Origin of the sequence: Hymenobacter lapidiphilus, assembly GCF_003417065.2 — a bacterium.
Lineage (GTDB): Bacteria > Bacteroidota > Bacteroidia > Cytophagales > Hymenobacteraceae > Hymenobacter.
The window spans coordinates 1-12887 of record NZ_QVLT01000003.1; the positions used below are offsets into that span (position 1 = coordinate 1).

The 12887-nt window shown below is 60.8% G+C and carries 12 protein-coding genes; 7 read left to right on the forward strand and 5 right to left on the reverse strand.

Features of this window, described 5'->3' with window-relative positions:
- Positions 1-1180: hypothetical protein (locus D0N36_RS02185; RefSeq protein ID WP_207190715.1), on the forward strand; the 1180-nt coding region annotated here is incomplete at its 5' end.
- A gap of 95 nt (positions 1181-1275) precedes the next feature.
- Positions 1276-2256 (forward strand): acyl-ACP desaturase, encoded by a 981-nt coding sequence (locus D0N36_RS02190; protein ID WP_116939417.1) that lies wholly within the window; start codon positions 1276-1278, stop codon positions 2254-2256.
- A 120-nt stretch (positions 2257-2376) separates the two neighbouring features.
- Here D0N36_RS02190 and D0N36_RS02195 read toward each other — a convergent pair whose 3' ends face one another.
- Positions 2377-2997, reverse strand: coding sequence for a hypothetical protein (locus D0N36_RS02195; protein ID WP_147320712.1), 621 nt, complete (start codon positions 2995-2997; stop codon positions 2377-2379).
- Between the two features lie 185 nt (positions 2998-3182).
- Positions 3183-3464, reverse strand: coding sequence for a DUF427 domain-containing protein (locus D0N36_RS02200; RefSeq protein ID WP_116939419.1), 282 nt, complete (start codon positions 3462-3464; stop codon positions 3183-3185).
- Between the two features lie 113 nt (positions 3465-3577).
- On the opposite strand from D0N36_RS02200, the gene D0N36_RS02205 reads away from it, so the two are divergent.
- The 4 genes from D0N36_RS02205 (at position 3578) to D0N36_RS02220 (ending at position 9250) form a co-directional block, all read left to right on the forward strand.
- Positions 3578-4594, forward strand: a complete 1017-nt coding sequence (locus D0N36_RS02205) for a GNAT family N-acetyltransferase (protein WP_147320713.1) — start codon at positions 3578-3580, stop codon at positions 4592-4594.
- Positions 4595-4859: 265 nt separating this feature from the next.
- Positions 4860-5969 (forward strand): vWA domain-containing protein, encoded by a 1110-nt coding sequence (locus D0N36_RS02210; protein WP_116939421.1) that lies wholly within the window; start codon positions 4860-4862, stop codon positions 5967-5969.
- Between the two features lie 145 nt (positions 5970-6114).
- Positions 6115-7677, forward strand: coding sequence for a sigma 54-interacting transcriptional regulator (locus D0N36_RS02215; RefSeq protein ID WP_116939422.1), 1563 nt, complete (start codon positions 6115-6117; stop codon positions 7675-7677).
- A gap of 217 nt (positions 7678-7894) precedes the next feature.
- Positions 7895-9250: an SMI1/KNR4 family protein gene (locus D0N36_RS02220; protein WP_116939423.1), complete on the forward strand. Its 1356-nt coding sequence runs from the start codon at positions 7895-7897 to the stop codon at positions 9248-9250.
- Positions 9251-9593: 343 nt separating this feature from the next.
- On the opposite strand, the gene D0N36_RS02225 is transcribed toward D0N36_RS02220, so the two are convergent.
- Positions 9594-9857 (reverse strand): hypothetical protein, encoded by a 264-nt coding sequence (locus D0N36_RS02225; RefSeq protein WP_116939424.1) that lies wholly within the window; start codon positions 9855-9857, stop codon positions 9594-9596.
- 153 nt (positions 9858-10010) lie between these two features.
- On the reverse strand, positions 10011-10472 hold the full coding sequence (locus tag D0N36_RS02230) for a peptidylprolyl isomerase (RefSeq protein WP_116939425.1): 462 nt from the start codon (positions 10470-10472) through the stop codon (positions 10011-10013).
- Positions 10473-10781: 309 nt separating this feature from the next.
- On the opposite strand from D0N36_RS02230, the gene D0N36_RS02235 reads away from it, so the two are divergent.
- Complete coding sequence (locus D0N36_RS02235) at positions 10782-11327, forward strand: fasciclin domain-containing protein (RefSeq protein WP_242478773.1); 546 nt, start codon at positions 10782-10784, stop codon at positions 11325-11327.
- Positions 11328-11463: 136 nt separating this feature from the next.
- Here D0N36_RS02235 and D0N36_RS02240 read toward each other — a convergent pair whose 3' ends face one another.
- Entirely contained in the window at positions 11464-12852 is a 1389-nt protein-coding gene (locus D0N36_RS02240) for a UDP-N-acetylmuramate--L-alanine ligase (RefSeq protein WP_116939427.1), read from the reverse strand.
- Positions 12853-12887: the final 35 nt, after the last annotated feature.

Consider the following 12887-nt stretch of genomic DNA (forward strand, 5'->3'; position numbering starts at 1 on the left):
GCGTAGAGTAGCTCCAGCTCCGCATCGGTGGTGCAGTAGGGTGGCAGCAGGTACACCACGTTGCCCAGGGGCCGCAACACTACGTGATGGTCGAGGGCTGGGCGTGCTGGCCGGCCAACTGCTGCTGGTGGGGGCGTTGGCCCTGGTGGTGGGCCAGGGCGAAAAGGCTGCCGCCTACCGCCGTTTCGATACGCAGGTGGCCTCTTTCAACGATTACCGCCTGACCACCGCGCCGCCCGCCACCCGCGTGCTCAACCCCACCGACCGCCTCGCCCTGGCGGCTGCCCGCAGCTGGATGTACTCCGACTCCACGCTTACCGGCGAAGCCTTTTTCGGGCGGCTGGTACGGGCCCGGCCCGCCGAGTTTCTACGCCGCACGGCCCCGGCCAAGTTTGGCCGCACCCTGAAGGGGCTAGGGCGCGACTACTTTCCGCTGCTGCTGTTGCTGGGGCTGTCGGGCCTGGTAGTGGGCCGCCGCCGGCCGGTGGGCCAGCGGTTGTTCTGGCTCGTGCAGGCCGGCTTTATCGGGCTGCTGCTGGGGCTGGGCACGCTGCTGAAGCTGCCGCCCCGCGCCGCCCTGCCGCTCCTCGATTTCTGGCTGCTGGCCAACCTGATTTTTATGGTGCGTCGGGGCCTGCTGCCGCGCCGCCCGCCAGTGGCCGGCACAAGCCACTACCTGGCAGGGCTGGCGCTGCTGCTGTCAACCGGCGCCTACGCCTACAAAACCACTCATCGGCGCCACATACTGAGGCAGGAGCGGGCTGCCAACGAGCAGCAGCAGCGTAGGCTACTGGCCGCTGCCGGCCGCAGCGCCGTGCTGGTTACCGATGGCTTGGCGGCTACGTACAAGTCGAACTCGCCCTTCGCGCCGGTGCTCTGGCCGCCGGGGCCAAAACAGGTGCTCATGCTGGCCGGCTGGCCCAGCTACAGCCCCGCGCAGTCGCAGCTGCTGGCGGCGCTTGCCGGTACCCGGGTCTTTGGGCCAGCCTTGGCCCGGCTTGCCACGCGGGCCGATGTGGCCTGGCTGCTGACGCCCGGCGGGGCCCGGCTGGTTAATGCCCGGCTGGCTGCCAGCGGGTCGGGCTGCCGGCTCAGGCCGGTTGCCACACGGCTGCCGGAGTCCGCAGTAAGGCGCTATAAACCAAGCTGTATCGGCTTAAACCCTGCAGGGAGGCCATAATTTTGTATAGCCCGAAAGGAAGGTATTTGACAGCTGAGGTGTAGTAAGTACATATCTTTAGCTTTTTACCGTACTCCCTCACTCTCCCATTCGCCATGATTACTGCCTCCGTTACCACCCGTAGTGAAGTACTCCAGAGTATGGAGGGTTTCCTGAAAGAAAATATGGGCACGTTTCTCAAGAGCGTAGAAACCAGCTGGCAGCCCGCCGACTTTCTGCCCGATTCGCGTCAGGATACCTTCTTCGACGAAGTGAAGCTGTTGCGCGAGCGGGCCCAGGGACTCAGCTACGACCTGTTGGCCGTGCTCATCGGCGACACCATCACCGAAGAGGCCCTGCCCAACTATGAGGCCTGGTTTCATCAGCTCGATGACCTTAACCGCGACCCCAACAACGGCTGGGCCCAGTGGATCCGGGGCTGGACGTCGGAGGAAAACCGCCACGGCGACCTGCTCAACCGCTACCTGTACCTTACGGGCCGCGTAAATATGCGCGAGTTTGAAATCAGCACCCATTACCTAATCAACGACGGCTTCGACTTGGGCACTGCCCACGACCCCTACCGCGCCTTCGTGTACACTTCGTACCAGGAAATGGCCACTAATATCTCGCACCGCCGGGTAGGCCAGCTGGCCCGCACCGCCGGCGACGACCAACTTTCCCGCCTCTGCGGCATGATTGCGGGCGATGAAAACCGCCACGCCCGCGTGTACAAAACCTTCGTGGAGAAGATTTTCGAAGTCGATCCATCCGAAATGATGCTGGCCTTCGAGGATATGATGCGCAAGAAGATTGTGATGCCGGCCCACTACATGCGCGAGATGGGCGTGGAGATGGGTAAAACCTTCGGCCACTTCACCGACGCCGCCCAGCGCCTGGGGGTGTACACCAGCCACGACTACACCGAAATTCTCGACACGCTCATTCAGGAGTGGAAAATTGAAGGGATGACTGGCTTGAACCCGGCTGCCGAAAAGGCCCGCGACTATGTAGTGGCATTGCCCAACCGCCTGCGCCGCGTGGCCGACCGCATGCCCATCCCGCGTCTGGAGTACAAGTTTAAGTGGATTGACTAGCCACGGCAATGCCACTGCCAGGCGGCCGGGCCGAACAGGCCCACCCCGAATTGCAACAACATAAAAATCCCCGCCGTAACCACAGCGGGGACTTTTTATATATTTTCTAAGCTCTAAGCTCTAGCGGTCCATCGACTGGCCCATTACCAGCTTGCCGGTACCATCGAGGGTGTACTCTACGGTGCGGCTGCCAGTTGAGGCCGAGCCATCGGCGGGCGTGATGGGGAAAGTGCGCATGAGCTTATTACCGCTGATCTGGTAGGTGTCCTGGCCCATGTAACCCGAACCGGGCTGGCCGGCAGGCGTGCCGGGCATCGAGATAGGAGCATAGCCCCGCTCGTTGAACTCGAAGCCATAGAGGCCGCCGTTCGCTTTCTTGTTATCGGTCATCACGTATAGCTCGGGCTTGCCGTTGCCGTTCATATCGGCCGCCATAACGCTCGTAACGGCCCCCGTTACCGACGTGCGGATGGGGTCGGTGGTGAGCGAAGAGCCACGGTAGGAGCGGATGCTGATAACGCGTGAGGCATCCGAGCCGAAAGTTTTCACCTGGAAGCGGTACTCGCCCTGAGTTGCTTCCTGAGAGAATGTAACGTCGCCTTCATCGATGGCGGGAGTGGAGGGCAGGGGGCTCGACGATGACTCGGTAGTAGCTACCTGGCGCGTAGAATCGCAGGCCGACAGGGCAGAAGAGGCAACGCCGGCCGCCAGCAGCAAATAGGAAAGAGAAGAAATACGCATAGGTGAAAAATTAGGGAAGATGCAAGTATGGCTCCGGCGGTTGCCGGCACTGGGAGCTATCCGGGAGAGGATTTTGACCGATTAAACGCAATGTACAAAGATTGAGTTGTATTTTTCTGCTTGTCTGGGAGTCTGGCAACCCGAACCATCCGTTCTGGTACCGGTCCGGGCAGTTCGGCAACGGCTCAGGCCTCTACCCGCACGCCCTTCCAGAAGGCCACCCGCCCTTGGATGTGGTTGGCGGCTTCCTTCGGCTCAGGGTAGAACCAAACGGCATCCTTGTTCAGTTCGCCATTCACCCGTAGCGAGTAGTAGCTGGCCCGGCCTTTCCAGGGGCAGCTGGTGTGGGCAATACTGTCTTCGAAATACTCCTGCTTAATGGAGTCGATGGGGAAATAGTGGTTGTTTTCCACTACTACAGTATCGTTGCTCTCAGCAACGACGGTATTGTTCCAGATAGCTTTCATATGCGTGAGAATTGAGGGCAGACAGGTAAAACGACGGCCGCCGGAAACTGGGCCGCAGTGCCGATATTGCTAAACGTGCATCTTTGCCGGATGTTTAGCTACTGCTGAAACCCGTGCTTCCCGCCATGTTCCGCTACGTCGGCCCCGAGAGCCTTAACCGTTCCCAATGGGATGCGCTGATTACCGCCGACCCCAACGGCCTGATATACGCGCTCAGCTGGTACCTCGATATTGTGTCGCCGGGCTGGGCCGCGCTGGTAAAGCACGACGCGCAGGGCCGTTACGTGGCTGGGCTGCCGCTGCCGGTACACTCGAAATTCGGTTTCCGCTTCCTGCGCCAGCCGGTGTTCACGCAGCAGCTGGGCCTGTTCAGCCAAGAGGCACCCACGCCCGCCGACTGGCAGCAAATTGGGGCGCTGCTGCAGCGCGAGTTTCGCTTTATCACCCGCTATGCTTTCAACACCGCCAATACGGGGCTGCTGAGCGCCGATGCGCCGGTGCTGGCGGACTTTGGGGCGACCACTCGCCACACCTATTATATAGACCTACGGCCCGACTACCCGCAGCTGGCTGCCGGCTACCATGCCAGCCGCCGCCGGCAGTTGCGTCAGGCTCAGCCCCATGGTCTGCGCGTGGAGGCGGTGGCCGGGCCGGAAGCATTGGAAACGATGATTCGGCTGTTTGCGGAAAACACGGCCGCCAACATTGCCGGGCTGCTGGGTGAGGCCTACGAGTATCCGCTGCTGCGGGCGCTGTACGCCGCCGCCCACCAGCACGGAATGGCTGAGCTGTGGCAGGCCCGCACCCCGGCCGGCGAGGTGGTAGCGGCCGTGCTGCTGTGGAAATTCAATGGCCAGCTCATTTACCTGTTCAACAGCTCCAGCCGGCTGGGCAAGGAGCAGCGGGCTATTTCGGTGATTGTGGATGCGCTGCTGCAACGCTACGCCGGCCAGCCGCTGCGCTTCGATTTCGAGTCGCCCCAGGTGCCCAGCCTCGACCGGTTCTACGCCAGCTTCGGCTCCACGGAAACCCCATTTCTGAGCGTCTCGCTAAACCGGCTGCCCTGGCCCGTGCGCCAGCTGAAGGCGGCCCGCACAGCGCTGGTGCGGGCCTTGGCGTGGCGTGGGTAAGGAGAGGGAAGAATGAGACGAGAGAAAACCCAAAACGTCATGCTGAGCGCAGCCGAAGCATCTCTACCGCTTCTCTGTGATTGCAACGAAGCGGTAGAGATGCTTCGGCTGCGCTCAGCATGACTGTTTATTTCGTAACAACATCAGCATAAACGTTCTTCTGCCCAGTATTCCCGCTCCTTTCGGCCCCAAGAAACATTCCGCCGCTGGGCCGTGTTGGGCCTAGTGCGGATAAGCTCCGCTTTACCTCTCCCGATTAATTTCTATGTCCGCAGGCTTCCGATTCCGGGATTACGTGCCCGAAGAAACGACTGATAAGGGCTTCGACTCCCTGTTTAAAATATTCATGCAGCTCGTTACCATCACCAGCGGCGACGTGGGTGAGGCCCTTTCGTGGCTCAACGAGCTGGACAAGCAGTACGGTCTGACCGACGATGGTTACGGCATGGGCAACTTCATCGAAGACCTCAAGAAGAAGGGCTACATCGATGAGAATGCCCAGGAGCCCGGTTCCTTCGAGATTACGGCCAAGAGTGAGCAGAAAATCCGTAAGTCGGCGCTGGAAGAAATCTTCGGCAAGCTCAAGAAATCGGGCACCGGCAACCACCGCACGCCCCACACCGGCCAGGGCGACGAGCAGAGCACCGACATGCGCGAATTCCGGTTCGGCGACTCGCTCGACCAGATTTCCATGACCGAGAGCATCCGCAACGCCCAGCTCAACCATGGCATCGGCAGCGGCGACGACTTCATGCTGACCGAAGGCGACCTGGAGGTGCGCGAGAACGAGCACAAGACCCAGACCAGCACGGTGCTCATGATCGACATCTCGCACTCGATGATTCTGTACGGCGAAGACCGCATCACGCCCGCCAAAAAGGTGGCGATGGCCCTGGCCGAGCTCGTGAAGCAGAAGTACCCCAAGGATTTTCTCGACGTCATCGTGTTCGGCAACGATGCCTGGCAGATTGAGGTGAAGGAGCTGCCCTACCTGCAGGTGGGCCCTTATCACACCAACACCGTGGCCGGCCTGGAGCTGGCCCTCGACCTGCTGCGCAAGCGCAAAACGTCCAATAAGCAAATCTTTATGATTACCGATGGTAAGCCCACCTGCCTGAAAGAAGCTGGCGGCTACTACAAAAACTCGTTCGGCCTCGACCGCAAAGTCATCAACAAAACCCTGAACCTGGCCGCCGCCGCCCGCCGCCTCAAAGTGCCCATCACCACCTTCATGATTGCCGACGACCCGTATTTGAAGCGCTTCGTGGAGGAGTTTACCGAGGTGAACCAGGGCAAGGCCTACTACTCCAGCCTCAAGGGCCTGGGCCACCTGATTTTTGAGGACTACAAGAAAAACCGCCGCAAGAGCCTGTAAACCGAGCGGATGTAGAGACGCGACCCTTCGCGTCTCGGCGTTGAACGACCCGTTCATCGATTCCGGGCGAACCTTACGCCCCCGTTCAATGCCAAGACGCGAAGACGCGTCTCTACAATTCAGAACATTCCACTACTCCCCATATATGCCCGCTTACGATTCGCTTTCCGCTGACCAACTTCAGAAGATAACCACCCTCGGGGCCCTCAAAAAATCCGGCTATCAGCCCCGCTCCGTTAAAACCGAGCTGCGCGACAACCTTATTAAAAAGCTGCAAAGCGGTGAAGACGTGTTTCCCGGCATCTTCGGCTACGAAGAAACGGTGATTCCGGAGCTGCAGCGCGCTATTCTGGCCGGCCACCACATCAACTTACTGGGTTTGCGCGGTCAGGCCAAAACCCGCATTGCCCGTCTGCTCATTGGCCTGCTCGATGAGTACGTGCCCATGGTAGCAGGCTCGGAGCTGAACGACGACCCGCTGCAGCCGCTGAGCGTGTTCGCCAAGAACCTGCTAGCCGAGAAAGGCGACGATACGCCCGTTTCCTGGCTGCCGCGCGCCGACCGCTACACCGAGAAGCTGGCGACGCCCGACGTATCGGTGGCCGACCTGATTGGCGACGCCGACCCCATCAAGGCCGCCACGCTCAAGCTGCCGTATTCCGATGAGCGCGTGATTCACTTCGGACTCATTCCAAGGGCGCACCGGGGCATTTTTGTCATCAACGAGCTGCCCGACCTGCAGGCCCGCATCCAGGTGTCGCTGTTCAATATTTTGCAAGAAGGCGACATCCAGATTCGGGGTTTCAAGGTGCGGCTGCCGCTGGATCTGCAGTTCGTGTTCACGGCCAACCCCGAGGACTACACCAACCGTGGCTCCATCGTCACGCCCCTCAAGGACCGGATTGACGCCCAGATCATCACCCACTACCCCAAGAGCATCGAAATCGGCAAGCGCATCACCCAGCAGGAAGCCCGCATCAAGCCGGCGCAGCGGGGCATGGTAACGCTGAACGACATCGTATCTGACTTGGTGGAGCAGGTGGCCATTGAGGCCCGCGGCTCCGAGTTCGTCGATGCCAAGAGCGGCGTATCGGCCCGCCTCACCATCTCGGCATTCGAGCAGGTAGTGGCCGGGGCTGAGCGCCGGGCGCTGGTGAATGGCGAAAAGACCACGTACGTGCGCGTGAGCGACTTTATTACTGCCGTGCCGGCCGTTACGGGCAAGGTGGAGCTGGTGTACGAGGGCGAGCAGGAGGGAGCCGGCATCGTGGCCGAGAAGCTCATGGGCAAGGCCATCCGCACGCTGTTCCTCAACTACTTCCCCGACCCCGACAAGGCTAAGAAGCTCAAAGGCCGCCCCTCGCCTTACAAAACGGTGCAGGAGTGGTTTGGCAGCGGCCACACCGTAGACCTGCTCCACGACCTGAGCACGACCGATTACCGCGCCGCCCTCGACCAAGTGCCCGGCCTGCGCGACATCGTAACCGAGCTGCACCCCAACGAGGACGCCGAAGCCACCTACTTCCTGATGGAGTTCCTGCTCCATGGTCTTTCAGAGTACAGCCTGATTTCGCGCAACCGCCTCACCGCCGGCGCCCAGTTCAAGGACCTGCTCTCGTCGATGTTCACCATGCCCAGCTTCGGCGAAGATGACGACGAAGACGAGGACGACGAAGAGGAAAAGCCCCAGCGCGGCCGCCGCCGGTAGCATCTCACCCCCCGGCCCCCTCTCCTCTGGGAGAGGGGGAGCCTGGCGCCCCGCGTACCGATTGGTGCGCGGGGCGTTTTGCTGTGTATCTTAAATCCATAGCTCCCTTCCCCGGAACGGCAGTGGGATAAGGATTGGGTAAACCGTTTTTTGCGTCGTTAAAAAAAAGTTGCCTAAAATAGTCTCTTCACGACCTTCTTTTTTTCTGCTACCACGAATGATTAGCCACTTAGAAACGGATCATTATGCCGCCCAGATTGCCCGCATCAAGGCCAAGCTGCCTGCTGCCCGTGCGGCTGATACCGATCTAAAGGTATTTGGGGCAGACAGTCATCATTATCAGTTGCAGGAGCCAGTTGCGGAAGCGGCGTTGCAACAAGTAGAGGCCGATTATGGCATCCGGCTGCCCGAGGCTTACCGCTGCTTTATGCGCGAGGTGGGCAACGGCGGGGCGGGGCCGTTCTATGGCATCTACCCGTTGGGGCACGGGCTAAATGGGCTGGTGGACGACCCGGCGCAGTACCTGCGTCAGCCCTGCCGCCTGCAACCGGGCATGACGGACGCGCAGTGGAAAGAGCTGACCCGCGCCATTGAAGAGGAGCAGGACATGGCGGACGAGGCCTTTGAGCGGGCGATGGGGGAATTGTATGCCGGCCTGTTACCCCTGGGCGACCAAGGCTGCGCCAACTACCACGCCTTGGTGCTCAACGGCCCCTTTGCCGGCCGCGTGGTCAACGTTAGCTGGGAACGTTACTTACCCGGTTTTGCCTACGAGGCCAATTTTCTGGACTGGTATGAACGCTGGCTTGATGAAGTAATAGCGGATGAGCAAGCGGGCTGGTTCGGCTACAACCGGGGCGGGCCGGAAGCGGCGCTGCTGCACCTGTTCCAAACCACCACCGAAGCCAGCGTGCGGGCCGAATGTGTGGTGGGGCTAAAGGGCAAGAAGCAGTTGAGCCCGCCCGTGCTGCAAGCCCTGGCCGCCTACGAGCCAGGGGATGACGCCCGCCTCCGGCTGCTGCTGGCCCAGCTGCTGCTACGCTTCGACTACGCCCAGGGCCGGCCGCGCCTGCTGGCTCTCGTGCCCGATAACCTGTTGGGTGTGCTGCAAAGCGTGGTATGGTACGCCAAAAGCCACAGCGCCGACTGGCTTCCCGTTATTGCGGCCAACCTCGACCGCATTCAGGATACGCAAACGCTGGACTTCGCCACTTACGTGCTGCAAGAAACCGGTACCGACTACGGCCCGTTGCTGCTACCCTTCGCCGCCAGCCCCGACCAGCAGCAGCGCATCACCGCCCTGCACGCGCTGGCTAAGCTGCCGAACAAGGCGCAGTACCTCACCACCTTCATCACCGGCCTGCACGATGCCGTACCGCGGGTGGTCCATACCGCCCTGCAAGCCGTGTCCGACCTACCCGACCCGCAACTGCGCCCGCACTACCAAGCCGTTGCCATCCGCTTCGCGGTGCTGGATGACAACTACATCATGGTCAACATAGACCACGCGCTCAAAACCCAGGGAATAAGCCTGGAGCGCCTCCTGCGGCATGATTACGGCAGCAATGGGTAAGGAGGCGAGCTTTCGACATCGACGACTTCGTAAACAGCCTCGTTGCCTGATGCGCTTTGGAAGCCTGCCGCCGGAGCCAACCCGAGTAGGCTGGCGGAGCTGCCGGGCAGGCGGGGGCAACGGAAGAACAGCGAAGCGAAGCCCCCGCATCTTACCTCGTCCGACATGGCATAACGTGGTAATAACGGCTGACACCTCAAACGCCCCGCGTACCGATTGGTGCGCGCGTTTGAGGTGAGCACGGTGTTGTGCCTTGTTTTTTGGAAACGAATAATAAAGTACAACGCCTTACTTATATGTATGCTTGCTTACCCTTTGGATTTCCGGGCGCGGGCTTTAGCAATTACAGCTTGCGGGCCTTGAGCTCCTGCTCGGCGCTCTTGGGCTGGTACTCCAACGACTTCAGCTTGGCTTTCTCGGTGTCTACCAGCCGCTCCTGGTTTTTGATTTGGTTGCGGATGTCGCTGATGCGCTGGGCCTGAGCCGCTATTACGGGGTTGCTCGAATCCATATCGGACTTGAAGGCGGCGCAGCTGATGCCACCCAGCAGCAGGGCTGCCCCGAGCACATAACATGGGAGTAAGCGGGTATTGAAAGGAATCTTCATGTTGAAGAAAGTAAAAGGCACAGGTAATAACACCGTGGTCCTTGGGTTTACGCGCCCCTCACGGCGGATTTGCAACCCAAGCAGCCGGTCCGCAAAAAAGCCTCCGTCGGCCGAGGCTGACGGAGGCTTCTTAGAGCGGGTTGGGCGGCTAGGCTAGGCCTGCTCGCTCACGACAATTTTCTCGATTTCGTCGTCGGCTTTGATCTGCTCGATGATGTCGAGGCCCTCTACCACTTTGCCGAACACGGTGTGGTTGCGGTCGAGGTGGGCGGTGTTGTCGCGCGAGTGCACGATGAAGAACTGCGAGCCGCCGGTGTTGCGGCCGGCGTGGGCCATGCTCAGGGCGCCGCGCTCGTGGTACTGGTGGTCACCGTTCAGCTCACAGTCGATTTTGTAGCCCGGGCCGCCGGTGCCGGGGCTGCCCTTGGCGCCGTCGCGCGAGTTGGGGCAACCGCCCTGAATCACGAAGTTGGGAATTACGCGGTGAAACTTGAGGCCGTCGTAGAAGCCTTTTTCGGCCAGGTCGGTGAAGTTCTTAACAGTTTTCGGCGCGTCCTGCTCGTAGAACTCAACCTTCATAACGCCCTTGCTGGTGTGGATTTCGGCAGTTTTCATGGTGTTGGCTGTGGAAATGAGAAATGGAAACAGTAAGTGGAAGGAAAATCTGAGGGGCCTTACGCCCCCGGCCGGCCGGGGTTGCGGCGGCAGGCAAAGGTAGGAATTTAGCAGCCGGCCAAACATCCGGATTCACCTTTGGTTCGTAGCTTCGCACGCCCCGCCGGATGGTGGTGGCAGTTCTTCTCTTTCCCTTTTTTCTCTTTTCATGCACAAGATTCTGCGTTCCTCTACCCTGGCCCTGCTGGCCGCCGGCTCCCTCAGCTTTGGTTTGGCCAGCTGCGGCGATACCACCACCGAAAACACGACGTGGTTGTTGACAGCACCACTATCACCACCGTCGACTCGACGGCTATGATGGCCGACGACGCGCGCATGGGCAAGCCCGAGGGCGTAATGGTAGATGGCGTAGCCATGTTGCCCAGCAATACCATCGTGCAGAATGCCGTAATGGCCACCAGCGTAAGCACCCTCGTGAAAGCCGTGCAGGCCGCCGGCCTCGATGGCACGCTTAGCGGCCCCGGTCCGTTCACGGTATTCGCCCCCACCAACGCCGCCTTCGACAAGCTGCCCAACGGCGCTCTGGCCGGCCTGCTCAAGCCCGAAAGCAAAGACAAGCTGGCGGCCGTACTCACCTACCACGTCATCCCCGGCCGCATTGTGGCCCAGGACCTGAAGGACGGCCAGGAGCTGACCACCGTGAACGGTGAGAAGCTGAAAGTAATGGTGAAGGATGGCGTAGTAATGGTTGGCAACGGCAAAGACGCTCCCGCCACCGTACAGGTAGCCGACGTTATTTCGAGCAACGGCGTAACCCACGTTATCGACGGCGTTATTCTGCCCCTGGCTAAGTAACCAAAAGACATTCCGCTCATTCCGGATGCTACCAAAAGCGCGGCCACTTGTGTGGCCGGCGCTTTTTTGTGCGTGGTACAGAACGCCAACGGTTGGGCCTCTTGCCCGGTGTAGGGGCGGGGCCAAGCCCCGCATCCTACCGTACCACCTCCTCGGCCAGCCGGGCCAGATCCAGCCCGTCGAAGGTGCCCGACGACATCATCAGCAGGTTGGTGTCGGCCCAGTTCTGGGCGTGCAGGAAGTCGGCCAGCTCGCGGCTGTCGGTGAACACGCGCAGGTCGGGGCGCTGGAAAGCGGCCTGCACCGCTTCGGGCGGCAGGGCCGGCAGGCGCTTGTGGGCCAGCACGGCCGGGTTGAAGTATACCACGGCCACATCGGGCGCATCGAAGGTGTGGGCGTACTGGGGCAGGAACTCGGGGTTGAGCGAGCTGAACGTGTGCAGTTCCAGGCAGGCCACCAGCCGCCGCTTTGGAAACTGCTTCTTGAAGGCCGTGGCCGTGGCCTTTAGCTTGCTCGGGGCGTGGGCAAAGTCCTTGTACACCACCGACCCCTCGCCCTCGCGCACCAGCTCCAGCCGCCGCGCCGCGCCCTTAAACGAGCCCAGCGCCTCATAAAACTCCTTGCCCTTGATACCGAGCTGCTTGCACACCTCCTTGGCCGCCGAAATATTGCGCAGGTTGTGCTCCCCGAATATCTTCACCGGCACTTCCTCATCCTTTTTCGTCACCAGAAAAGTCTGGCCGTCGCGCACTACGTTTTCGTGGGGCCCGTAGCCGATGTACTTCACGTCGGGGGAGCTGGGCACGGTTACCAGCTGGGTCTGCTCGTCGTCGCGGTCATAAATCAGCACCCCGGCCTTGGGCGTCATCTCGGCGAAGATCCGGAACTGCTCGCGGTAGATTTCCTCGGTCGGGAACACGTTGATGTGGTCCCAGCTGATGCCCGAAATAACACCGATGTGGTGCTGGTAGAGGTGGAACTTGGGTCGCCGGTCGATGGGGGAGGCCAGGTACTCGTCGCCCTCAATAATGATAATGGGCGCGTCGTCGGTAAGCTGTACCATCAGCTCGAAGCCCTCCAGCTGGGCCCCGACAGCGTAATCGAACTTGCGGCCGTGGTAGCGCAGCACGTGCAGGATAAGCGAGGTAATGCTGGTTTTACCATGCGAGCCCCCGATTACGATGCGCTGCTTGTCCTTCGAGGCCTCGTAGATGAACTCCGGAAACGAGTACACCCGCAGGCCCAGCTCCTGCGCCCGCAGCAGCTCGGGGTTGTCGGGGCGGGCGTGCATGCCCACAATCACGGCGTCGAGGTCGGCCGTAATTTTCTTCGGAAACCAGCCTTCGGCTTCGGGCAGCAGCCCGGCGGCGGCCAGCCGGCTTTTGGCGGGTTCAAATATTTCGTCGTCGGAGCCCGTTACGTGGGCCCCGCGCCGGTGCAGGGCCAGCGCTAGGTTGTGCATAATGCTGCCGCCAGTGGCAATCAGGTGCAGGCGATAGAGCGAAGAAGGAGCAGCAGAAGTCATAGAGACAGCAGGAGTGAGGGCGGCAAAGGTAGTAA

Bases quoted from the DNA above. Each gene is read 5' to 3' on its own strand.
- D0N36_RS02190 (WP_116939417.1), top strand. From the start codon at position 1,276: ATGATTACTGCCTCCGTTACCACCCGTAGTGAAGTACTCCAGAGTATG.
- D0N36_RS02195 (WP_147320712.1), bottom strand. From the start codon at position 2,997: ATGCGTATTTCTTCTCTTTCCTATTTGCTGCTGGCGGCCGGCGTTGCC.
- D0N36_RS02200 (WP_116939419.1), bottom strand. From the start codon at position 3,464: ATGAAAGCTATCTGGAACAATACCGTCGTTGCTGAGAGCAACGATACT.
- D0N36_RS02210 (WP_116939421.1), top strand. From the start codon at position 4,860: ATGTCCGCAGGCTTCCGATTCCGGGATTACGTGCCCGAAGAAACGACT.
- D0N36_RS02215 (WP_116939422.1), top strand. From the start codon at position 6,115: ATGCCCGCTTACGATTCGCTTTCCGCTGACCAACTTCAGAAGATAACC.
- D0N36_RS02220 (WP_116939423.1), top strand. From the start codon at position 7,895: ATGATTAGCCACTTAGAAACGGATCATTATGCCGCCCAGATTGCCCGC.
- D0N36_RS02225 (WP_116939424.1), bottom strand. From the start codon at position 9,857: ATGAAGATTCCTTTCAATACCCGCTTACTCCCATGTTATGTGCTCGGG.
- D0N36_RS02230 (WP_116939425.1), bottom strand. From the start codon at position 10,472: ATGAAAACTGCCGAAATCCACACCAGCAAGGGCGTTATGAAGGTTGAG.
- D0N36_RS02240 (WP_116939427.1), bottom strand. From the start codon at position 12,852: ATGACTTCTGCTGCTCCTTCTTCGCTCTATCGCCTGCACCTGATTGCC.